This is a genomic window from Pseudomonas sp. GM60 (assembly GCF_000282415.1).
Classification (GTDB): Bacteria; Pseudomonadota; Gammaproteobacteria; order Pseudomonadales; family Pseudomonadaceae; genus Aquipseudomonas; species Aquipseudomonas migulae.
This window is the reverse complement of sequence record NZ_AKJI01000002.1, coordinates 20,697-42,624: the sequence shown is the minus strand read 5'-3', so window position 1 is coordinate 42,624 and position 21,928 is coordinate 20,697. Positions and strand designations below refer to the sequence as shown.

Annotated in this window: 17 protein-coding genes and 1 pseudogene; 8 read left to right on the top strand and 10 right to left on the bottom strand. The window is 59.1% G+C overall.

What is annotated here, in order from left to right; translation table 11 throughout:
* Positions 1-85 precede the first annotated feature (85 nt).
* From PMI32_RS28135 to PMI32_RS28155, 5 genes are all read right to left on the bottom strand, one after another.
* Positions 86-973, bottom strand: coding sequence for an NAD(P)-dependent oxidoreductase (locus tag PMI32_RS28135; protein WP_008024065.1), 888 nt, complete (start codon positions 971-973; stop codon positions 86-88).
* 23 nt (positions 974-996) lie between these two features.
* Entirely contained in the window at positions 997-3,051 is a 2,055-nt protein-coding gene (locus PMI32_RS28140; RefSeq protein ID WP_008024063.1) for a 3-hydroxyacyl-CoA dehydrogenase NAD-binding domain-containing protein, read from the bottom strand.
* Entirely contained in the window at positions 3,048-5,138 is a 2,091-nt protein-coding gene (locus PMI32_RS28145) for an acetate--CoA ligase family protein (RefSeq protein WP_008024061.1), read from the bottom strand. Before PMI32_RS28145 ends, PMI32_RS28140 begins: the two co-directional genes overlap by 4 nt.
* Before the next feature lie 4 nt (positions 5,139-5,142).
* On the bottom strand, positions 5,143-5,937 hold the full coding sequence (locus PMI32_RS28150) for an enoyl-CoA hydratase/isomerase family protein (RefSeq protein WP_008024059.1): 795 nt from the start codon (positions 5,935-5,937) through the stop codon (positions 5,143-5,145).
* 103 nt (positions 5,938-6,040) lie between these two features.
* A complete protein-coding gene (locus PMI32_RS28155; protein WP_008024057.1) occupies positions 6,041-7,387 on the bottom strand; it encodes an MFS transporter in 1,347 nt (448 codons plus the stop codon).
* 169 nt (positions 7,388-7,556) lie between these two features.
* Between PMI32_RS28155 and gcvA the strand changes: the two genes are divergently transcribed.
* On the top strand, positions 7,557-8,459 hold the full coding sequence (gene gcvA, locus PMI32_RS28160; RefSeq protein ID WP_008024054.1) for a transcriptional regulator GcvA: 903 nt from the start codon (positions 7,557-7,559) through the stop codon (positions 8,457-8,459).
* A 9-nt stretch (positions 8,460-8,468) separates the two neighbouring features.
* On the opposite strand, the gene PMI32_RS28165 is transcribed toward gcvA, so the two are convergent.
* Positions 8,469-9,911: an aldehyde dehydrogenase gene (locus PMI32_RS28165; RefSeq protein ID WP_008024051.1), complete on the bottom strand. Its 1,443-nt coding sequence runs from the start codon at positions 9,909-9,911 to the stop codon at positions 8,469-8,471.
* Positions 9,912-10,322: 411 nt separating this feature from the next.
* On the opposite strand from PMI32_RS28165, the gene PMI32_RS28170 reads away from it, so the two are divergent.
* The 6 genes and pseudogenes from PMI32_RS28170 to PMI32_RS0128545 all read left to right on the top strand — a co-directional run bounded on the left by PMI32_RS28170 (position 10,323) and on the right by PMI32_RS0128545 (position 16,052).
* Positions 10,323-11,255 (top strand): DMT family transporter, encoded by a 933-nt coding sequence (locus PMI32_RS28170; protein ID WP_008024049.1) that lies wholly within the window; start codon positions 10,323-10,325, stop codon positions 11,253-11,255.
* A gap of 57 nt (positions 11,256-11,312) precedes the next feature.
* The gene (locus tag PMI32_RS28175; RefSeq protein ID WP_032828541.1) at positions 11,313-12,794 is read left to right on the top strand and encodes an aldehyde dehydrogenase family protein; all 1,482 of its coding nucleotides are present in this window, start codon (positions 11,313-11,315) and stop codon (positions 12,792-12,794) included.
* 136 nt (positions 12,795-12,930) lie between these two features.
* Positions 12,931-14,001, top strand: a pseudogene (locus PMI32_RS30975) (methyl-accepting chemotaxis protein); the annotation flags it as partial.
* Positions 13,993-14,856: a methyl-accepting chemotaxis protein gene (locus PMI32_RS30970; RefSeq protein WP_443216489.1), complete on the top strand. Its 864-nt coding sequence runs from the start codon at positions 13,993-13,995 to the stop codon at positions 14,854-14,856. The pseudogene PMI32_RS30975 and the gene PMI32_RS30970, both read left to right, overlap by 9 nt.
* 24 nt (positions 14,857-14,880) lie before the next feature.
* The gene (locus PMI32_RS30505; protein ID WP_008024042.1) at positions 14,881-15,216 is read left to right on the top strand and encodes an XdhC family protein; all 336 of its coding nucleotides are present in this window, start codon (positions 14,881-14,883) and stop codon (positions 15,214-15,216) included.
* Positions 15,195-16,052 (top strand): XdhC family protein, encoded by an 858-nt coding sequence (locus PMI32_RS0128545; RefSeq protein ID WP_008024040.1) that lies wholly within the window; start codon positions 15,195-15,197, stop codon positions 16,050-16,052. Before PMI32_RS30505 ends, PMI32_RS0128545 begins: the two co-directional genes overlap by 22 nt.
* 33 nt (positions 16,053-16,085) lie before the next feature.
* Here the strand turns inward: PMI32_RS0128545 and PMI32_RS28185 are convergent, their stop codons facing one another.
* The 3 genes from PMI32_RS28185 to PMI32_RS28195 form a co-directional block, all read right to left on the bottom strand.
* Positions 16,086-18,251, bottom strand: coding sequence for a xanthine dehydrogenase family protein molybdopterin-binding subunit (locus PMI32_RS28185; RefSeq protein ID WP_008024038.1), 2,166 nt, complete (start codon positions 18,249-18,251; stop codon positions 16,086-16,088).
* Positions 18,248-18,727, bottom strand: coding sequence for a (2Fe-2S)-binding protein (locus PMI32_RS28190; protein ID WP_008024036.1), 480 nt, complete (start codon positions 18,725-18,727; stop codon positions 18,248-18,250). The genes PMI32_RS28185 and PMI32_RS28190 overlap by 4 nt, the downstream gene beginning before the upstream one ends.
* A gap of 205 nt (positions 18,728-18,932) precedes the next feature.
* The gene (locus PMI32_RS28195; protein ID WP_008024034.1) at positions 18,933-19,880 is read right to left on the bottom strand and encodes a LysR family transcriptional regulator; all 948 of its coding nucleotides are present in this window, start codon (positions 19,878-19,880) and stop codon (positions 18,933-18,935) included.
* Positions 19,881-20,014: 134 nt separating this feature from the next.
* On the opposite strand from PMI32_RS28195, the gene PMI32_RS28200 reads away from it, so the two are divergent.
* On the top strand, positions 20,015-20,872 hold the full coding sequence (locus PMI32_RS28200) for an oxidoreductase (protein ID WP_008024032.1): 858 nt from the start codon (positions 20,015-20,017) through the stop codon (positions 20,870-20,872).
* Between the two features lie 23 nt (positions 20,873-20,895).
* Here the strand turns inward: PMI32_RS28200 and PMI32_RS28205 are convergent, their stop codons facing one another.
* Entirely contained in the window at positions 20,896-21,819 is a 924-nt protein-coding gene (locus PMI32_RS28205; protein ID WP_008024030.1) for a LysR family transcriptional regulator, read from the bottom strand.
* Between the last annotated feature and the right edge of the window lie 109 nt (positions 21,820-21,928).

The window sequence follows — 21,928 nt, the reverse complement described above, 5'->3', positions numbered from 1 at the left end:
GGGGGGGGGGGGGAGTCATTATTTTTATGGGGTATCAATAGGTAAAACAGGGCATTGCTGTGTTTTTCAGTTGGGCTCGCGCCCCTTAGCGACGCTCGATCAGTTTGATCATCACCGGGTAATAAGCATCGCCATGACCCGCCGCCGACGCCCGCTCCAGCAAAGCGGCGGTGGTTTGCGCAGAGATCGCGTCGATGCCACCACTGGCTGCCAATTCCAGCGCCAGGCGGATGTCCTTGAGGGCGTAATCGACAGGAAAGGTTTTCACCGGAAACTCATCGGGCAGCAGCGAACTCATGCCCGGCACCCTCAACACAAAGCTGTCGGCGGAACCCTTGGACAGTGCGTCGAACAACAACGCCGGCTCGACCCCGGCACGGCGCCCGATGGCTAGCGCCTCGGCCAGTGCGTTGACCGTCATCAGCACCACCATGTTGTTCATGATCTTGATCACTTGTCCGCAGCCGACCGGACCGCAATGCAGCACATCCGTGCCCATGCTGCCGAGCAGCGGATTCAAGGTGGCGAACTCCTCTGGCGTCGAACCTACGGAGATCATCAACGTGCCCTGACGCGCCGCTTCCCTTGAGCGCGCCACCGGCGCATCGACAAACCCGATACCCTTGTCGCGCAAGGTTCTGGCCAGGCTGCGTGAGCGCTCTACATCACTGGTGCTGGTGTCGACAATCAGTTTCAGGCGCCCCGGTGTTTCGGTGAGTCCACCCTTCCCCAGGCAGACCTTTTCGACTTGGTCTATGCCTGGCAAGGACAGGAAAACCACATCGACCCCAGCCGCCAGTTCGGCCAGGCTCCCGCAACCATGAGCCCCCTGTGCCTGCAGGCGATTGACCGCCTGTGCATCCAGATCAAAGACATGCACTGGCACGTCACCCTTGCATGTCAGGTTGATGCACATCGGTTCGCCCATGACACCCAAACCGACAAACCCCACAGCAGCGATAGATTCCTGCATGGTATTAGCCTCATTTTTATTGTTCAGATCTTTGCGCCAAGCACGGCCATGACCTGTTCCACACTGGCCACCGGAATGCCCTGACTGGCCGAGGTCAATGCCCGTAACGAAGCGCCAAGCCACTGCGGGTCTTGGCGACGCGCCCAGAACAGTGGGCCGCCTTCCCAGCGTGGAAAGCCGTAACCGTTGACCAACACCAGATCGATATCACCAGCCTGTTGCGCGACCTTTTGTGCCAGTAGCAAAACGGCTTCACTGACCATGCTGCTCAGCAGCCGTTGTTGAATTTCGGCGTCGGAAAATGTCTGGGGAACGAGGCCTTTTTTCTCGCGTTCCTGCGCAATCAACGTCTCGACAAACGGATCGACCAGACGCTTCTCATCGGCATAGCGGTAATAGCCGGCCCCCGTCTTGCGGCCCAGACGTCCGGCTTCGCAGAGTCGATCCGCAATCGCGACGTAACGCACACGCGGATCACGATCCACCTCTGCGGCCTTGCGCATACGCCAAGCAATGTCCAGTCCAGACAGATCGGCCACCGCGAACGGCCCCATGGCAAATCCGAACGCCTGCATCGCGGCATCTATCTGCTGCGGTGAGGCGCCATCTTCCAGCAGGTACTCGCATTGTCGGCGGTAGGCGGCGTAGATCCGATTGCCGATAAAGCCGAAGGCATTCGCCGCGATCACCGGCACCTTGCCCAGACGCTTGCCGACCGCCAACGCAGTGGCCAGTGTTTGTGAGGTGGTCGCGGCACCACGGACAACTTCCAGCAGTGGCATGACATTGGCCGGGCTGAAGAAATGCAGCCCGCAGACCTTGTCAGGCCTGGCACTGGCGGCGGCGATGACATCCAGATCCAGATACGACGTGTTGCTGGCAATGATCGTCTCGGCCGACAGCACCGCATCGAGCCGCATCATCAGCTCACGCTTCACCGCCATGTCTTCGAACACGGCCTCCACCACTAATTGGCACGCGACCAACGCCTCGAAGGCACAGGACGGATGCAAGCGCTGCAATCGCTCGTGTATGTCCTTCTCAGTCAGTTTTTTACTGTGCAATTGTCTGGCGTAGAACGCGTCGATGCGCTCCAGCCCGGCGGCCAGTGCCGCGGGTGATTGCTCGATCAAAGTCACACTGAAGCCACCGTCGAGAAACGCCACAGCAATACCGGCCCCCATGGTGCCAGCGCCGATGATTCCGACCTGTTCGACGTCAATCGATCGGGCTCTATCAGCCTCCGGCAGACGTCCCGCGCCCCGTTCGGCGAAGAACAGATGACGCAACGCTGCCGCTTCCGGGCTCAGCCGCAACCGTTGAAAGGCTTCACGTTCGTTGCTCAATGCCAGTGCGGCAGGTAGCCGCGCAGCATCGAGCACCGCCTCGATGGCCGCCTGAACTGCCGGGCGGCCGCGCCCTTTACGCAATGCCGTGGCGCAGGTCGCCTCCAGCTTCTTGGGACTTTCTTCAGGAATCGGCATCTCCAATACCGGACGCTTGTGCGCCTGGTGAGCAAAACGCACCGCCACCGTACGTAGATCGTCGTCAGCAATGGCATCGATCATTCCCGACTTCAGCGCATCGACAGCGTTAACCCGCATGCCTGAGCAAATCAACTCGATGGCTGCTGCCATTCCCACCAGACGCGGCAAACGTTGCGTACCGCCAGCACCGGGAATGATGCCCAGCGTGACTTCTGGCAGCCCTAGCAGACAGGCCGGGCTGGCGATTCGTACATCGCAGCCCATGGCCAATTCAAAACCACCCCCTAACGCCGCGCCGTGTAGCGCGGCAACCACTGGTTTGGCACACGCCTCAATCGCGGCAATCACCTCCGGCAATTGCGGGTCCTGCAACGGCTGACCGAATTCGCGCAAATCGGAGCCGGCGATAAATCCTCGCCCCTGCCCGATGATCACTGCCGCACGCAGGTTGTCGTCACCGCTTACCCGCTCGATGGCTAACAGCAGTTCCCGGCGAACTTGCGCAGAGGCGGCGTTGATCGGAGGGTTGTCGATAATCAACACTGCAACGTCGCCGTCCCGCTCCATATGCACCACTGGCGCGAGGTTCATGGATTCAGCACCGCGACGCCGTCGGCGGCAATCACACCCTGGCCTTGCGGCAAGACAAACAGCGGATTGATTTCAGCCTCCTCAAGGCGCTCGCCCAACTGCGCGGCCATGTTCGAGAATGCGACGATGGCCGACACCAATGCTGGAACGTCAGATTGCGGACGTCCACGAAAGCCATTCAGCAGCGGCCAGGTTTTCAGCTCCTGAATCATGGCCAGCGCTTGTTCGCGATCCAGTCCGGCACCGGGTACCAACATGCGAAGGCTGGTGTCGTTGAACAGCTCGGCGGTGACGCCGCCCATGCCCAACAACACGGCAATACCCAACGGGTCACGGCGCAGGCCGAGAATCAATTCAACGCCACCCGGCACCATTTCCTGAACGATGAAATGCCCCACGGTTTCTCCGGTGTTGGCCTTGACCTCTTCTCGCATCCGCTCCAGTCGTGGACCGACGTCGAGCGCGTAAAGGTTGACCGCGACGCCGCCGACTTCACTTTTGTGGGTGATGTGACTGGACAGCAATTTGAGCACCACGCGCCCGCCCAGCTCACGGGTCGCTTCCTGCGCTTCGTCCGCGTTGGAAACGACGATTTCCCGTGCCACGGGCACACCGAAACGGGCAAACAATTGCTTGGCCTGCACTTCATTCAGCGAGCCATGCCCGAGGTCTGCCAGGTCCACCGATGTCTGAGTCATCGCTGGTGACGTTACAACAGCAGGACGCGACGCTTTGTCGAACATCGCAGCCAGTACCGAGGTGCAGCTTTCCGGCGTCGTAAACGCCGGCACCCCAAAAGCATTGAGTACGCTGGTCGCTTCCGGCGCATGCGGGCTGACATAGGCCAGCACCGGTTTGTCGCTGGTAGGCAGGCACTCCTTGATGGCGTTGGCCATCAACTCCGGCATTGCCAGGCCCGACGAACCGACAATCACCACGACCGCATCGTAGTTAGGGCTGTCCAACAGAATACGAATAGCGCCTCGCAACAGATCCGGTTGCAGGCCGGCGAGGGTCACATCGATGGGGTTACGATCCAGCGCGGCCGGGCCACCTTGCTGCAAGTCACGCAGACGCGCGGCAGTGCTTTCATCGGGGGCTGGCGTATCGAAACCGGCCATCCCCAGACTGTCGGCAACCAATGTGCCGGCCCCCCCTGTCGAGGTGAGGATGGCCACTCGCTTGCCACGCAACTGACGGGCCGATGACAGCGCAAGCGGCAGATCGAGTAAGTCGGCAAAGGTCTGGGCCCGGATGATGCCCAGTTGCTGGAACAGCGCGTCATACATCCGGTCGGCGCCAGCCATCGCGCCAGTATGGGATACCGCCGAGCGCGCACCGGACTCGGAGCGTCCAATCTTGAACACCACGATCGGTTTGCCGGCACGCGCGGCTTTAAGGGCAGCCTGGCGAAATTTTTCCGGGTTACGCAGGCCTTCCATGTACAGCGCGATCACTGAGGTCGCGTCGTCGTCGACCAGGTAGTCGACGAAGTCCGCCAGGTCCAGATCCGCCTCGTTGCTGGTGGAAATCAGCTTGGACAGACCGATGCCCCGCGACGCAGCGCGCGACAGCAATGCGCCAAGAATGCCCCCGCTCTGTGAGACAACAGCGATGCCACCGACGGGAAAATGCTCCATTTCCAGAGCACCACTCGCTGACAGGGTAATACCGTCGGTGAGGTTCACCAGGCCGATGGTGTTGGGTCCCAGCAAACGCATGCTGCCTGCCGCTTCCAGTAGCGCTTGCTGGCGCTTTCCACCCTCACCGTCCAGCTCGGTGTAACCGCTGGCCAGGACGATCGCAGCTGCTGTGCCACGTAACGCCAGGGCCCGTACTGCTTCGTGGGCTTTTTCAGCGCCGAGCAGGACGATGCCCACGTCCGGCGCTTCCGGGAGCGCTGCAATGTCGGCATAACACGGCAGGCCGGCAATTTCCTGATATCGCGGATTGACCGGGTAAATCGTCCCGTCAAAACCATGTTTTTTCAGATACGCGATCGGGCGGCCAGCGGTTTTGCTCGGATCCGACGACGCGCCGATGACGGCGACGCTGCGCGGACGCAACAGACGAGAAATAGCGTTCATCGGGTTATTCCTTACGCGAGGCGGCATTCAAAAAATCAGTCACGGCATCACGGTGCGCGCTGGTGCTGTAACACACCGCTTGCGCCTGACTCCCCTGAGCAAACACTTGTGCCGCAGAGAGCTCGAAGCTTTGATCCAGAATTGATTTGCCCAGCGCCAGCGCGGCTGCCGACCCTTGGCACAACTCCATCGCCCAGGCCTGTGCGTCGGCCAGCAAGGAGTCCGCCGGGCTCAAGCGGTCGGCGATACCCAGCGTCAATGCCTCGGCTGCGGCCACCGGTCGCCCGCTGAAAATCAGCTCTTTGGCCCGTGCCAGGCCCACCCGTCGCGGCAGGAAATACAAACCTCCACCGTCCGGAATCAAGCCGCGCTTGATATAGCTCCAGGTAAAACTGGCCGCCTGCGAGGCGATGACAAAATCACAGCTCAAGGCCATGTCCGCCCCCAACCCGGTAGCGGCACCATTTACGGCTGCAATCGTTGGCTTGGGCATCTTGTGTAACAGCGAAACCGTGTGATGCACGCGCTGCTGTCGACTCCAGCCGTTAAACGCCACTTCGCCTGCCGGTGCCTGCATGCGTTTGCTCATGCCACTGATATCACCGCCTGCACAAAAGCCTTTGCCGTTACCCGTCAAAACAACAGCACGTACCGAACTTTCCTGTGCCAGGTATTCCAGCGCGACAATCAATTCACTGCGCATTGCGTCACTGACTGCATTGCGTTTTTCGGGACGATTAAGTACCAAGATTGCAATGCCAGATTCAATACGCAAGTCGATAAGTTGTAATGCTTCCATATAAGAAACCTTGAAATTTTGAATGAAACTTCAATCAACCCAACTAACAGAAGGGTCTAGCCAACCACATTTAAACCGTGAAGATCAGTGCGAGCGCACTCAATCAATTGAGGGGCTTGGGTTTCTCACCCAGCAACTTTCCTGGCACAAAAACCATCAGCATTACAGCGCCCAGGGTGATAACACCGGCATAGATCTGGAACCCCAGATCGAAACTTCCCGACAAGTCCTTGATCAACCCCAGCAACGAGGGGGCCACCGCGCCGCCGATCGAGCCCAGGGTGGTAATCAATGCGATACCCGCCGCGGCACCGCCGCCCGTCATGTAGCTGGACGGCATGGAAAAGATCGTCGGCAAGGAAGAGTAATGTCCGGTAGCAATCATCGACAACAAGACAATGGACATGATCGGATCGTTACGAAACTCCGGCAGCAACGCCAACCCGATCGCCGCGCACAGCACAGGAATCACGGTGTGCAGGCGTCGCTCCATCTTGCGGTCGGAATGCCAGCCGACCATCAACATCCCGATGATGCCCATGAACGGTGGAATGGCCGCCAGGAATCCAACGTTGAGTATTTCGGCAATTCCGGAGTTTCTGATGATGGTCGGCGTCCAGAACGTCAGGGTGTTGGCACAGATGAAACTGGCAAACATGACGTAACTGATGACATAGACGCGAGGGTCACGCAGCACGCTCCATAACGAGCTGTGGCTACGATCGGACTTATTGCGGTGCTCTGCGCTCATGGCATCGGCAACGATGGCTTTCTGGGAAGGCGTCAGCCATTTGGCTTTCTCCGGGCGATCCGCCAGCAAGCTATAGGCGACGACACCCATGATGATCGAAGGCAGACCTTCAAGGATGAACATCCACTGCCAGCCGTGCATGCCCATGTAGGCCTGGAAGTTCTGCATGATCCAGCCCGACAGCGGACTGCCGAAAATACCGGACATGGGAATGGCGATAAAGAACATCGCGGTGATGCGGCCGCGGCGCTGTGCCGGGAACCAATAGCTCAAGTACAAAACGATACCTGGCAGGAACCCGGCTTCGGCACAACCGAGCAAAATACGCGCGATGTAGAACTCGGTCGGTGTACGCATGAAGGCAGTCAGGCACGTCACCAGGCCCCAGCAGACCATGATGCGCAACAACGTCTTGCGCGCACCGAGTTTGTCCAGCATCAGCGTACTGGGGATTTCGAACAGGATGAAGCCCACATAAAACAAGCCGGCGCCCAGACCATAAGCCGCATCACTAAAACCCAGATCGGATTTCAACTGAAGTTGGGCAATGCCAATATTGGTTCGGTCCAGATAGTTGAAAAAATAGCAGATAAACAAAATCGGTAACAATCTGAAGGCAATGGTTTTATATGTATTTTGTTTATCGATATCCGAGGATGCATTAGCAATGAGTGGCGTATCCAAAGTTCCGGTGTTCATGACTGTCTCCTTGTTAGGCAGTCGTTTATTTTTATTTTCACACTGCACGCGCTGATGTGCTGTTAAACACGACGGTGCCGATGAATTCTTTACTCGGACAGACATTGACGCAAATGAGTAATGGTTATAGTTTGGCCAACAAAATGTTAGCCATCGTCGAGTACATTTTATGAGGCGTCACCTGCCCCCGCTAAACCCCCTCAAAGCATTTGAAGCCGCTGCTCGCCACCTGAGCCTGACTCAGGCCGCGAATGAACTGCACGTCACCCAGGTTGCGATCAGCCGACAAGTGCGGCTCCTGGAGGAGAACCTCGGCGTGCAGTTGTTCCACCGTGGCCACCGCTCCATCAGTCTGACGCCGCAAGGGATACAACTGCAAAACGGCATCACCCACGCCTTCGATGAAATTGAAACCGTGACGAAAGCCATCAGCGTCCGTGGTCGACGCGACATCCTGTCGATCCAGGCTTACACCACCTTTGCCCAGCGCTGGCTGATACCGCTGCTGTCACGCTTCCATCAGGACTTTCCCAATATCGAGGTGCGGCTGACAGCCTCGTTGAACCCGGTGGATTTCGAACGGCAAAATATCGATGCAGCCATCCGCTCCGGTATGCCCAAGGACTGGCCTACCCTCAGCGCCGATTTCGTCGCCCCACTGGAGCTGATGCCGGTCATCAGCCCTCGCCTGCTCGAAAACGGTCCACCGTTATCGAGCCCCGCGGACTTGAGCAAACACACCTTGCTGCACTCCATCGCCCGCTCCGAGGACTGGACCTCATGGCTGCAAGCCAGCGGTGCGCACGCACTCAATGGTCATGGAGGCATCAAATTCGAAAACTCCGCCATGGCTTATGAAGCGGCTATCCAGGGGATGGGGATTGCCATTGGCATACGGGTATTGGTCACCCAATACCTGGCCAGCGGCGCATTGGTCACACCCTTCAAAGATTCGGTGCGGTTGCCGACCGGTTACTACCTGGTGAGACCTAACAATCGCCCTGAATCACAGGCGCTGAGGGTCTTCCGTCAGTACCTGATGGAAGACCTGCAACGCGCGGGCGCGATTTGAGCGCCAGGGTCAGCCAAGGCCCAGGTAAATGGTCTTGGCTTCCTGGTAGACGCGAATGCCGTAAAAACCCTTCTCCCGACCGATGCCGCTGTCTTTGAAGCCACCGAACGGCGTGGCAACGCTCAAGGCTTTGTAGGTGTTGATCCAGACCGTACCAGATTCAATTGCCCGGCCAACGCGCCAGGCTTTTTTGAACGACTCGGTCCAAATGCCGCAGCCCAAGCCATAAACGGTGCCATTGGCCTGGTCGATCAGATCGGCTTCGTCATCAAACGGCAGCACACACAGCACAGGGCCGAAAATTTCTTCCTGACACACCGTCGCCGTACTCGGCAGACCGGCAATGATGGTCGGCTCGTAATACGCCCCCTTCTCCAGTTCTGGTGCATCCGGACGTTTACCGCCCACTAGAATCTGACCGCCCTCCTCCAACGCTGAGGCGACGTAACGTTCAACCCGTTCGCGGTGAATAAAGGACGACAGTGACGCCACTTGACTCTGTGGCGCATCAGGTGGCCCGACACGCAGTGCACGAGTACGCTCAACGACACGCCCCAGGAACTCGTCGTAGATAGAGCGTTCGATGAACAACCGCGAACCGGCAATACATGATTGTCCGGAGGAACTGAAAATACCCATCACCACCGCATCGAGCGCCGCGTCGAGATCGGCGTCGGCGAAGACGATGTGTGGCGACTTTCCGCCCAGTTCCAGCGCTGTCGGCACCAGGCGTTCACCGGCGATTTTGGCTATGGTCCGCCCCGTGGCGGTGCCACCCGTGAACGAGATCATGCGCACATCAGGATGTTGTACCAGTGCCAGTCCGGCCTCTGGGCCGGACCCGGTCACAACGTTGAGAATGCCAGGCGGAAAACCGGCATCGATAAAAATTCGCCCCAACTCCAGCGCCAGGGTCGGCGTGAATTCGGAAGGCTTGAGCACCACAGCATTACCGGCAGCGACAGCTGCAGCGACTTTCTGAGCTTCCAGGGTCAAGGGCGAGTTCCAGGGCGTAATCGCTGCCACAACACCAAAGGGTTCGTAAACTACGGTCGACAGGTATTGCCCGCGTGATGGCGCAACTTCCGAAACCATGGTTTCGCAGATGCCCGCAAAATAGCGAAAGGCACCGGCAGCCGCAGCCGCCTGAAAGGAGCATTCGCTGAGCAGTTTGCCGTTTTCGCGCATTTGCTGAGCCGACAGCTGCGGGCCACGTTCGATGATCAACTCGGCGACCCGGTACAACAGACGTGCACGTTCGTGAGGGAGCATGTTGCGCCAGGAGGGCTGCCGTTGCGCCTGCAATGCGTTAGTCACTGCGTGATCGACATCAGCGGCGCTAGCCGATCCCACGTAACCGTTAAGCTCACCGGTTGCAGGGTTGACGGATTCGATGGGCACAGCATTGCCCTTGATCCATTCGCCGCCAATCAAAAAAGGCTGGATAGACATTCAAAACACTCCACTTCAGATCATTGTTATTCGAAAAACGAACTCTGTGGCTCGACTCTAGCGGTCCAGACAACCTCCACTCAAATGACTTAATGGCACTGCAAGCCCAACATTAAGTTGGGCTTGAGTACATGTCCCGTGCTGATCTCTCCAGCTGTTTTGGCGGCGGATTGTGGTAGCTGCAGCGATAAAAGCTCATTCACACCCACTTGGCCCACACCTTAATAAAAGTGTGTAACGCATCTGTAGCATTCGAGTCACCTCCTTACGGCCGCACTATCGTTTATGAAGTTTTTCTTCAAAGGGCATAGCCATTCAGAGGGGTTATCCGTCGCACGACCCGCCCCTACCATGAAGCGCCCCTTACCAAACAATGATGTTTTGAGGGCGTCCAGGAGCGATGAACAGACAATGTCAGGCCAAACTGCACTTGTATCGGGCTTAGCGTCACATCGCCGTAGCACCCACTACGGCATTGCCTTCGGATCGATAGCGGCGGTTATCTGGGGCGCATTTCTTGCCGTTTCCCGCCACGGGATTGGTGCCGGACTGCACGCCAGTGACCTTGCGTTCATTCGCTATGTCGTCGCCGGTGCAGTTCTGCTGCCGTGGGTGCTGATCCATTCACCTCGCACTCTGGCGGGTATCGGCTGGCGACGCGGCATCGTTTTATCGCTGCTGGCCGGTCCGCTCTTTGTACTGATTGGCGCAAGCGGCTACCTGTTCGCCCCCCTCGCCCACGGCGCAGTCATTCAGCTCGGCGTCCTGACACTCATGAGCGTCTGCCTTGCCGCCCTGCTGCTTCGCGAACACCTGAGAGCATCACGGATCATCGGGCTCGGCGTCATCATCGCTGGGCTGGTGACGATTGCAGGCCCAGGGATCCTGGATGGCCAGTCCCAAGCCTGGATCGGGGATTTGCTGTTTGCTGTCGCAGGGTCGATGTTCGCTGTGTTCACGGTGCTGGTTCGCCGCTGGAAGCTGGATGCCTTTGCCACAACCGCCGTCGTGTCGGCTCTCAGCGGTGTCTTTTATTCCCCTCTGTATTTGGCAGTGACGGGTACCCAGCGCCTGACTGCAGCGCCGATCGCCCTGCTCATCGAGCAAGGCGTTGTTCAAGGCCTTCTCTCGGGCATCGTTGCGCTCTTCATGTTCGCCCGCGCCGTGCATTACCTCGGCGCCGGTCGAGCCGCCCTCTTTCCTGAACTGGCTCCCGCCGTCGCGATTTTGCTCGGCGTGCCGTTAGTGGGAGAACTACCCACCATTGGCCAGTGGTGCGGCCTGGTCGTCTGTACGTTCGGATTGCTGATCGCATTGCGCAGTGGCGCCACCCGGGCTCGCTGAACCGCCTTCCTTCGTTGCTTACCTGAATATTAAGGAACTCCCATGACTGAATCATTGATGTCGGGCATCAAGACGCCCCCTGCGCCCTACTCGTTCGACGGACTGTTTATTAACGGAAAATGGCGCGCAGGCCTCGCAGGCTCCGTACTGAAAGTCAACAACCCCTATTCAAATGAACGCCTTGTCGAGATACATCAGGCCAATCTGGACGATGTTGACCGGGCCTGCCACGCGGCTGAATCGGCGCAATCACAATGGGCGCAAACCTTACCGGGAGAGCGCGCGGCCATCTTGCGCAGAGCCGTCGAAATCCTCGATACACGCCATGCCGAAGTCGTTGACTGGCTGATTCGCGAATCCGGCAGTACCCGCATGAAGGCTGAAATGGAATGGGGGGCCGCCCGCGCCATCATTCTAGATGCGTCTACGCTCCCGGCCCAGGTTTACGGTCGAATCATCGCCGGCGATATCCCCGGTAAAGAGAACCGCATCTATCGCAACCCGGTCGGGGTCATCGCGGTCATCAGCCCGTGGAACTGGCCACTGCATCTGACGTGCCGCACGCTCGCGCCAGCGATTGCCTTGGGCAACGCCGTCGTGGTCAAGCCTGCGAGTGAAACGCCGATCACGGGCGGATTGCTGATCGCCCGGATCTTTGAAGAAGCCGGGCTGCCGGCGGGTGTCCTCAACGTTGTGGTCGGTGATCCTGCGGTGATTGGCGATGGCTTTGTTCAACACCCTATACCTCGGGTCGTATCGTTCACCGGGTCGCTGGCCGTAGGTCGACGCATCGTGAGCAACATCGCTACCAGCCCACGGCTCAAGAAGATGATGCTGGAGCTCGGCGGCAATGCTCCGCTGGTGGTGCTTGACGATGCCGATCTCGAGTTGGCCGTGCAGGCGGCGGTGGTCAGCAAGTTCCTGCATCAGGGCCAAATCTGCGTCATTGCCAACCGAATACTGGTGCATGCAAAGCTCTACGACGAATTCGTCGAACGTTATGTCGCCCGCGTCCAGAACTTGAAAGTAGGCAATCCTGATGAGCCGGATACCGTCATCGGCCCATTGATCAGCCAAAAGCAATTGCTCAACGTGCAGCGTTCAATCGCGGCCGCCCATGCAGAAGGTGCTCGGCAACGCTTGGGTGGCCCGGCAGACGGCCTGATCGTGCCGCCTCACGTGTTCGATCGCATTACCCCGCAAATGGCGCTGGGTCGCAGCGAACTGTTTGGCCCCGTCGCGCCAATCCTTTCTTTCGCTAATGACGCCCAAGCGCTGCACATGGCCAACGACACCGAGTTCGGTCTTTCCAGTGCGGTCTTCTCCCGTGACACCTACCGGGCAGAACGCTTTGCTGCCGGTCTGAAAATAGGCATGACGCATATCAACGACATCACCGCCGTTGACTTGCCCAACATGCCGTTCGGTGGGGAAAAGAACTCCGGTCTGGGCCGCTTCGGTAGCGAAGGCCTGATTCATGAGTTAACGACCGAACACTGGATGTCGGTGCAGCACACGCCGCGCCAATACCCGTTCTGATAGCACAAACCCGGCTCAAGGACGCTCGAAAGAAGCGGCGACCGGGATTGTAAAGCAACCGACAACTTCACCGTTTCGCTGGCCCAAAAAAAATAATCTTCCAGCAATCCGCACCTGAAAAACTGGAGATTCACGCATGAAAAACTGGTTAGCGAACATCAGCGTCAAAATGAAACTGGCACTGGGGTTTGGCATGGTGCTGATCCTGACTGTCTTACTGGCGTTGGCAGGCTGGACTAGCATCAGCAGCCTGATCGGCAGAACCGACCGCATGATGGACATTGCCCGGCTCAATGAAGACTTGACGACATTTCGCGTAGCCCGTCTGCAGTACATGCTTTCCAATGGCGATGAGAGCAAGGCTCAAGATCTGCAAGCCGCACTGGAGGGTTTCAAGACCAATCAACAGAACCTTCAGTCACACTTTACCAACCCGAAAAACCTGAAACTGCTCGAACAAATAGGCGAGGTCATTCTCGACTATCGAAAGGTAATCAACCAAATGCGTGCCGCCTATAGCTCGGCGCAAACCGCTGTCGCCGAGATAGAAACGAACGACTCAAAAGCCAATGCATTGGTCGCCACCATCCCGATGTCGCCACCACAAGAGGCTACTGGTGAAAGCCATCCCGAGCAAAACCTGGCGATCGCCAAAGTAAAAGAAAGCCTGTTGCTGGCGCACTACCAAGTACGTGACTACACCCGCACCAGCAATTTCTTGCCGACGACCGAGCAAGCGGCTCTCCATCAACTCGATGCAGCCCTCAACGGGCTAGAGCCGTTGAAAACCGCCATCGGGCAAGCCCGGGTCGAAAGCATCAAACAGCTGGAAACCGTGCTGCTCGCCTATCGCACATCGATTTTGCACTTCAAACGGGCCACCACTGACATCGCGGCAGCCAGAACCGACATGCTGGATAACGCGCCCAAAATCATCCAACTGAGCGAGGCGTTGTACAACGCGCAGTTCAACTTGCGGGATCAGGACGTCAGCCAGGCACGAAGCCTGCAAATTGCCGGGGCCTTGATTGCACTGATCCTTGGCGTGTTAGCCGCCGTCATCATCACAAGGCAGATCACCGGGCCTTTGCGAGAAACCCTGGAGATTGTCGATCGAATCGCCTCCGGGGATCTGTCGCAAACCCGCTTGGTTGTCCGGCGCGATGAGATGGGGGTCCTGCAACAGGACGTCCAGCGCATGGGCACGACGTTGCGCGACCTGATTGGCGGCATTCGTGACAGCGTCACCCAGATAGCCAGTGCTGCCGAAGAGCTGTCGGCTGTCACCGAGCAAACCAGCGCCGGGGTGAACAACCAAAAGGCTGAGACTGACCAGGTCGCCGCGGCCATGCATGAGATGTCAGCCACCGTGCATGAAGTCGCACGCAATGCCGGGCAAGCCTCGCTCGCCACTTCCGAGGCCAATAAAGAGGCCCGCGACGGTGACAGGCTCGTCGGTGAAGTCATTGATCAGATCGAGCAGCTGTCCCGAGAAGTGACACGCTCTTCCGATGCGATGGAGGTGTTCGAACAGGAAAGCGGCAGGATCGGCAAAGTGATGGATGTGATCAAGGCCGTGGCCGAACAAACCAATTTGCTGGCCCTCAACGCGGCCATCGAGGCCGCTCGTGCCGGTGAAGCCGGTCGAGGGTTCGCGGTAGTCGCCGATGAAGTGCGCAGCCTCGCCAAGCGAACCCAGCAATCCACCGAAGAAATCGAAAACCTGGTGAGCGGTTTACAGAATGGCTCGCGCCAGGTGTCGCAAACCATGGTCAATGCCAGAAGCCTGACCGATAGCAGCGTCGCTCTGAGCCGAAAGGCCGGCTTGTCCCTGGGAAGCATTGCCAGAACGGTGTCCAACATCGAGGCGATGAACCTGCAAATCGCGACCGCCGCCAAACAGCAAAGCTCGGTGGCCGATGAGATCAGCCGCAATGTCCTTAACGTACGGGACATCTCAGAACAAACGGCCGCCGCCAGCGAAGAAACGGCCAGCGCCAGCGTCGAACTCGCCGGCCTGGGTAATCAATTGCAATTGCTGACCAACCATTTTCGACTGTAAGCCGGACCCGGAGTTACCCGTCCCATGAACACCGCGAGCCAATTCAAAGCAATGATGCAAGCGATGCAATCCGGCACAGCCACCCAGGTACTGGCCACCGTGGTCAAAGTAGAAGGTTCGGCCTATCGACGTCCCGGCGCACGGATGATGATTGCCGAGCAAGGCGTGCGAATCGGCACGATCAGCGGTGGTTGCCTGGAATCGGACGTGGCAAAAAAGGCCTGGTGGTTGACGGCCAGCGGCCAGCCGAGCATTCAACGCTACAGCACAGCAACGGATGACGAGGCCTTGATGAGATCGAACAAACCTTCGGCCTGGGTTGCAACGGGACGGTGCACGTGTTGCTGGAGCGCCTGCTGACCGATGCGCCCTACTTGCCGTTCGACCTGCTACGCGACGTGGTGACCAGCGGTCGACCCGCCGTACTGGCGACCGTCATCGGTATCAATGGACATACCCGAGCGAACATTGCCGAACGGATAGCCCTTGACTGCAATGGTCAACTCCGTATGGAGTCCACTGCATTGGGTAAGCTTGCACAATTACCCGAAGACCTTGATCGAGTGCTGGAACAACGACGCACCGCAGTGCATCGCTACCGTTACGACGACGGCGAAATCGAAGTATTGATCGAGTTCATCCCGCCCCCACGCCGACTGGTGATCTTCGGTGCCGGTCACGACGCTACCCCGCTGATGCTGATCGCAAAAATGCAAGGCTGGCGAGTCACGATCATCGACAGCAGAAGCCATTTCGCCCGTCCGGAACGGTTTCCCGAAGCCGACCAGGTTCTGACCGTAGCGATCAATCCGGATGCCATCGATGCCGATGCCCCTGATCTGCCAACCCTGACAGACGGCGCGGCTGTCGCGATCATGACTCACAGCTTTTCCCAAGACCTGTTCTGGTTGCATCGGGTGTTGAATGGCCCCGCCGCCTACATCGGCCAACTCGGGCCACGAAACCGTACCGAAAGGCTGCTCGCACACATCCAGGAAACCACCCCTCTGCTGCCAGGACTGGCCAGGCTTCATTACCCCATGGGCCTGGACATCGGTGGAGACGGCCCGGAGGCCGTGGCGCTGGCGGTGCTGGCGGAAATGACCGCTGTGCTCAATGAGCGCAGCGGCCAAATGTTGAAGTGGCGGGAACGTCCGATCCACGATTCAGAGCTGCGCATCACAGCCTCAAGCTGATCGCGCAGCGTTGTTCAGAAGGCTCGATCCGACTCAGGAACTTGCCAGTTCACGGGGATCGACAGGCAGCTTGCGCAGCCGCTTTCCCGTCGCCGCAAACACCGCGTTCACCACCGCCGGCGCAATCGTCACCGTGGACACTTCACCGATCCCGCCGGGTGTTTCATTGCTGTCGAGCAGGTGCGTTTCGATGACGGGCGTTTCATTCATCCGCAACACGCGATAGGTGTCGAAATTGCCCTGTTCAATTCGCCCGTCCTTGAAGGTGATGTTGCCGAACAAGGAGGCACTCAGACCAAAAACAGCCCCGCCCTGCATCTGCGCCACAACACTGTCGGGAACGATGGATCGACCGCAATCCACCACGCACGTCACCTTGTGCACGCTGACCTGCCCACGTGGATCGACACTCACCTCCGCCACCTGGGCGGCATAAGTACCGAAGCAGAATGTCAGGGCGACACCCCGGCCATGACCCTTTTCCAGGGGCGTTCCCCACCCTGACTTTTGCGCGACAGCCTCCAGCACTTTGCGCGCCCGAGGATGCTTGTCCAACAGCGCCAGGCGATAGGCCACCGGATCCTGGCCGGCACTGGCGGCCAGTTCATCGATGAACCCTTCGACCATGAACACGTTTTGCGTATGCCCGACGCCCCGCCAGAAACCGGTGGTGATGCCTGTTGGCGGCTCATGGCGGATGTAGCTGACACCGATGTTGGGAAAATCGTAGGGGCCGCTCGGGTCGCGCGTGGCATCGCCATCGACGCCGTTGGCGAAACGCGCCGGCAACCAGCGGGCGAGGATCGAGGAGCCGGTGACTTTGTGCGTCCACGCAATCGGCCGGCCCTGCGCATCCAGCCCGGCACTCAGGTGATTGAAATGATAAGGGCGCAACGTGCTGTGACGGGTGTCTTCCTCCCGGGACCAAATGACCTTGAGCGGGAACGCGACCTGCTTCGCAAACGCTACAGCCTGGGCGACAAAATCCACGTCCAGTCGACGACCAAAGCCACCGCCCAACAGGTGGTTGTGCACCTGAACCTGGGCCTCGGCCAACCCGGTCAGCTGCGCGGCCACGGCTTGCGCGCGAGCCGGCACTTGAGTCCCCAGCCACAGGTCGCAGCCGTGCGCCCGGACATGCACCGTGCAGTTCATCGGCTCCATGCAGGCATGGGCCAAAAAGGGCACCTGATAGACCGCCTCGAATTTTTTGTCGGCTTGCGCCAGCGCCTGCTCGGCATTGCCAACGTTGCGCACCACCGTGCCGGCCGGCTGCGACGCCTGTTCGATCGCCGTCAGCATTTGCGCCGTGGAATATTGCGCATTGGCGCCTTCGTTCCATTGGATATCAAGCAGGGCCAGCGCTTTGCGCGCCGCGCCCATATGCTCGGCAACCACAGCCACCGCGTTCTCGATCCGAATGACCCGCAGCACGCCTTTGACCGCCATGGCGGCACGCTCATCGACACTGGCGAGGGTGCCGCCGATGACCGGACAGGCCATCACTGCGGCGACCTTGACCCCGTCCGGCCGGGCATCGATGCCATACAAAGCGCTACCGTTGACCTTGCCCGGCGAATCGGTGCGCTTGCTCGTGAGCCCGATCAACTGGAAGTGCTCCGGGGTTTTCAGCTCAACCTTTTCCGGGGCCGGCAACGTCGCGGCCTTCTCTACCAACTCGCCATAGGCAAGGGTGCGCTTACTGGGCTCGTGACGGACAACGCCTTCGCGGGCCACACATCCGCTGGGGGCAACCCCCCATTGCAGCGCTGCCGCTTGAATCAACAGCGTGCGGGCAGTCGCGCCAGCCTGACGCAATGGCTCCCAGGCGCTACGGATCGACGTCGACCCACCAGTCACTTGAAACCCCAGCAACGGATTGGCGTAACGACTGTTATCGGCCGGGGCGTGCTCGATCACCACTTGATCGAGCCGCACCGCCAGCTCTTCAGCGATTAACACCGGGATCGAGGTGTAAGTCCCCTGCCCCATCTCCACCTGCGCGATGGTGAAGGTTACCTTGCCCTGGCGGTCAACCCGGATGAATGCATTGGGCTCGAACGCCTGGGCAGAGTCGGCGAAGCTGTCACCGATGGCCCCTGGCAACGCAAGACTCAGCAGCAAACCGCCGCCGCTGGCCGCACCGATTTTCAGAAATCCTCGGCGCGAGACTGTGACTGTATCGACCTTCATGCTCATGCCCCCACCTTGACGAACGTCGTCTGACCGGCGGCCTGTTTAATCGCGGCGTGAATTCGCACATAGGTGCCGCAGCGACAAATATTGCCCGACATCGCGTTATCGATATCGCTGTCACTCGGGTTGGGATTGCTCGCCAGCAACGCACTGGCGGACATGATCTGCCCGGACTGGCAGTAGCCACATTGCACAACCTCCAGCGCCTGCCAGGCCTGCTGGATTTTCTTTCCGGCGGTGGTATCGCCGACCGCCTCGATGGTGGTGATGTCGGCCTGGGCGGCCGCACTCACCGGCAATACGCAAGAGCGCAACGCCACACCATTCATATGCACCGTGCACGCACCGCACAAGGCCATGCCGCAACCGAATTTGGTGCCCGTCATACCGAGTACATCTCGCAGAACCCAGAGCAACGGGGTGTCGTCGTCGACATCGACCGTGTGCACGGTTCCATTTATCTTCAAAGTCTGAGCCATGTTCACCTCTTGCCAGTCAATGGGTTAGCGGCTCGGCAGACTCCGCCACTGATCAAAACGCTACCGGCCATCCTAGGACCAACTCGGCCCTCAGAGAATTTACACAGCCTTCATAGGCTTTGAAGTCCGACTAACAAGAGTGATCAAACGTGGGTAACTAATGACGGGGCCCGCATGAACGATGGCAACAGACTGAGTTCAGCCTTCAAAGAATTCGTAGCGACTCCGATGGGTGTAACGGCGGCGCATCGGAAAAATGCCCCCCCGACGGATCACGCAAGAAGTCGATGAGCGCCCTGAGCTTGCGGGTCACCCGGCGGCGATCGGAGTAATACAACGTGAACCCGGGGAGTTCCGGCCCCCAGTCTTCGAACAGGCTGACCAACTCGCCACGCTCGATGAACCGGTCGATGTAGCCGCTGATCATGTAACCGATACCGTTGCCGTCCAGCGCACTTTGCACCAGGGCGGCCGAATCATTGACAATCAGTCGGCCGCGCACGGGCAGTTGCAGGGTTTCCTTGCCCTTGGCCAGATCCCAGCGCTCGATCACGCCGCCGGAGGATCGAAAGCAAATGCAGTTGTGATTGAGCAGGTCGGTGGGATGCTCGGGCATGCCGTGACGCGCCAGATAGGCGGGAGAAGCAATAATGCGCATGCGCACTTTCGGGCCGACCTTGATGGCAACCATGTCGCGCTCGACAAAATCGCCAAAGCGAATGCCGGCGTCAAAGCCCAGCCGAACGATATCGACGAACGCATTCTCCATGCTGATTTCCAGATCGATCTGCGGATACGTCTCTAAAAAGGCCGACAACATGGGTTGCAGAATCGACATGTAGGCTGAGCGAGGGACGTTCAAGCGCAGCAGCCCGGAGGGCGATCCCGTCGTGTCGCCCAGTTCCAGCGCCGCTGACGTCAACACGTTCACGGCGGGCTGTACTTTGGCCAAAAATCCGATACCGGCCTCGGTCAGCCCCACGCTACGGGTGGTGCGATTGAACAACGCGGTTCCCAGACGCCGCTCAAGATTGCGGATGACCTGGCTGACGGCCGAAGGTGAAACACCCAGCCTGACCGCCGCTGCGGAGAAACTGGAATGCTCGGCGACACAGACAAAGGTCACGAGCCCATCAAGTTGATCCTGGCGCATGATCGCCCCCCCCGCAAAATCGATTTTTATACCACATGCATTATGAAGAATGACTTCAAGGCCTGAGTCAAATCCGGCGTATTGTCCGTCCCGAGGGAACCCTGAAGACTCTGCGCATCATCGGAGGAATCATCATGTCTATCGAACACCAGACTCGACAACCACAGAAAACCTGGCTGATCACCGGCGTCAGCTCCGGTTTTGGCAAGGCGCTGGCCACGACCCTGCTGTCAGCCGGACACCGCGTCGTCGGCACGGTGCGCAACAAGGCCGCACGCCAAGATTTCGATCAACTGAAACCCGGCTACTCGTTCGGACGCCTGCTGGACGTTACCCACAGCACCACCATCCCGGGTGTGGTCGCAGACATCGAAACCACTATTGGTGCCATCGATGTACTGGTCAATAACGCCGGCTACGGTCATGAGGGTTTGATCGAAGAATCATCGCTGGAAGATTTTCGCCAGCAATTCGAGGTCAACGTGTTCGGTGCCGTGGCCATGATCAAGGCTGTGCTGCCGTTTATGCGTGAGCGTCGCAGCGGGCACATCCTGAACATTACCTCGATGGGCGGATTGACCACGTTCCCAGGACTTGGGGTTTATCACGGCAGCAAATTCGCGCTGGAAGGTATTTCCGAGACTCTGGGCAAAGAGGTCAGGCCGTTCGGCATCGCGGTCACCGCCATTGAACCCGGTGCCTTTCGCACGGATTGGGCCGGCCGCTCCATGGTCCGGGCAGAACGCTCCATCGGCGACTACGACGCGACTTTCGACAGTCAACGCAAGGCACGACTGGAACGCAGCGGCCAGCAAGCCGGCGATCCGCTCAAGGCAGCCCTGGCCATCATGCAGGTCGTGGCCTCGCCGACGCCTCCTGCCCACCTGTTGCTAGGTCGCGACGCGCTGCAATTCGTGAAAGAAAAGCTCGCGACGCTGCAGGCGGAAATAGCGCAATGGGAAACGGTTTCCCAGAGAACCGATTTCGCCTGATGGCAAAGCATTTATTCGACGACTCAGATGTCACTCGACGCATCCCAATACGGTGGAGAACCGAAACGCTCGACAAGGAAGTCGACAAACGCACGGACCGTTTTCGAGACCCGACGATTAGGCTGGTACACCGCGTAAATGGCGCCGCCATCCCCCCCGAGCCCTACCTCCCATTCAGGTAGAACGACGCGCAGGCGCTCGGCCTCGATATCGGCTCCGACGAGCCAGCTAGGCAGCAGAACCAGGCCCATGCCACCAATCGCCGCTTCTCGAAGCACCTCGGAATTGTTCGTGCGCAGACTGCCGCTGACGCGGACGGACTCCTGGGAACGTCCCGAAAACCGCCAGAGGCTATGGCCTCGGGTGTAGGAGAAGGTCAGGCAATTATGGCTGGCAAGATCGGCGGGCGATCGAGGTGTTCCCCACTGATCGCAGTACTCCGGACTCGCACACACCAACCGGCGATGAGGTGCAATCTTGCGTGCGACAACGCTTGAAGTTTCGACGCTGCCTAGGCGGATGGCCAGGTCCAGCCGCTCCCCCACCAGATCGACAACGTCGTCCGACAACGTCAGATCCAGCCGAATCTCTGGATACAGCCTGGCAAAGGCCGGGATGGCAGGAGCGATATGCAGGCGCGCGAACGTCACAGACAGGCTCACCCTCAAAAGCCCACGAGGCGGGCCTGCCGCCTCACTGACTTCAAGGTTGGCGTTTTCCAGGTCTCCCAGAATACGCACCGCATGCTCGAAATAGCTCTCGCCCATGCCGGTCAAGGTCACGCTGCGTGTCGATCGGTTGAGCAGCTGTGTCCCGAGGCTTCTCTCCAAGGCGTCGACCTGGCGTGTCACCGACGAAGTGGCCACCCCCATCTGCCGCCCGGCGGGCGCGAAACCGCCGCTCTCGATAACCGCGACAAAGGCCTTCAGCGCTGCGAATGTGTCCATGTACCACCTTTGCGTTTTGTGCAATGAGCCTCGCCGATTTTGCCCAATTATCAAGCCTGCCGCTACGACCTACAGTGACATCCAAGCGAGGTGCAATCATGCCAACTCT

Coding starts and splice junctions, on each gene's coding strand:
- PMI32_RS28135 (WP_008024065.1), bottom strand. CDS start 973: ATGCAGGAATCTATCGCTGCTGTGGGGTTTGTCGGTTTGGGTGTCATG.
- PMI32_RS28140 (WP_008024063.1), bottom strand. CDS start 3,051: ATGAACCTCGCGCCAGTGGTGCATATGGAGCGGGACGGCGACGTTGCA.
- PMI32_RS28145 (WP_008024061.1), bottom strand. CDS start 5,138: ATGAACGCTATTTCTCGTCTGTTGCGTCCGCGCAGCGTCGCCGTCATC.
- PMI32_RS28150 (WP_008024059.1), bottom strand. CDS start 5,937: ATGGAAGCATTACAACTTATCGACTTGCGTATTGAATCTGGCATTGCA.
- PMI32_RS28155 (WP_008024057.1), bottom strand. CDS start 7,387: ATGAACACCGGAACTTTGGATACGCCACTCATTGCTAATGCATCCTCG.
- gcvA (WP_008024054.1), top strand. CDS start 7,557: ATGAGGCGTCACCTGCCCCCGCTAAACCCCCTCAAAGCATTTGAAGCC.
- PMI32_RS28165 (WP_008024051.1), bottom strand. CDS start 9,911: ATGTCTATCCAGCCTTTTTTGATTGGCGGCGAATGGATCAAGGGCAAT.
- PMI32_RS28170 (WP_008024049.1), top strand. CDS start 10,323: ATGTCAGGCCAAACTGCACTTGTATCGGGCTTAGCGTCACATCGCCGT.
- PMI32_RS28175 (WP_032828541.1), top strand. CDS start 11,313: ATGTCGGGCATCAAGACGCCCCCTGCGCCCTACTCGTTCGACGGACTG.
- PMI32_RS30970 (WP_443216489.1), top strand. CDS start 13,993: ATGGGCACGACGTTGCGCGACCTGATTGGCGGCATTCGTGACAGCGTC.
- PMI32_RS30505 (WP_008024042.1), top strand. CDS start 14,881: ATGAACACCGCGAGCCAATTCAAAGCAATGATGCAAGCGATGCAATCC.
- PMI32_RS28185 (WP_008024038.1), bottom strand. CDS start 18,251: ATGAGCATGAAGGTCGATACAGTCACAGTCTCGCGCCGAGGATTTCTG.
- PMI32_RS28190 (WP_008024036.1), bottom strand. CDS start 18,727: ATGGCTCAGACTTTGAAGATAAATGGAACCGTGCACACGGTCGATGTC.
- PMI32_RS28195 (WP_008024034.1), bottom strand. CDS start 19,880: ATGCGCCAGGATCAACTTGATGGGCTCGTGACCTTTGTCTGTGTCGCC.
- PMI32_RS28200 (WP_008024032.1), top strand. CDS start 20,015: ATGTCTATCGAACACCAGACTCGACAACCACAGAAAACCTGGCTGATC.
- PMI32_RS28205 (WP_008024030.1), bottom strand. CDS start 21,819: ATGGACACATTCGCAGCGCTGAAGGCCTTTGTCGCGGTTATCGAGAGC.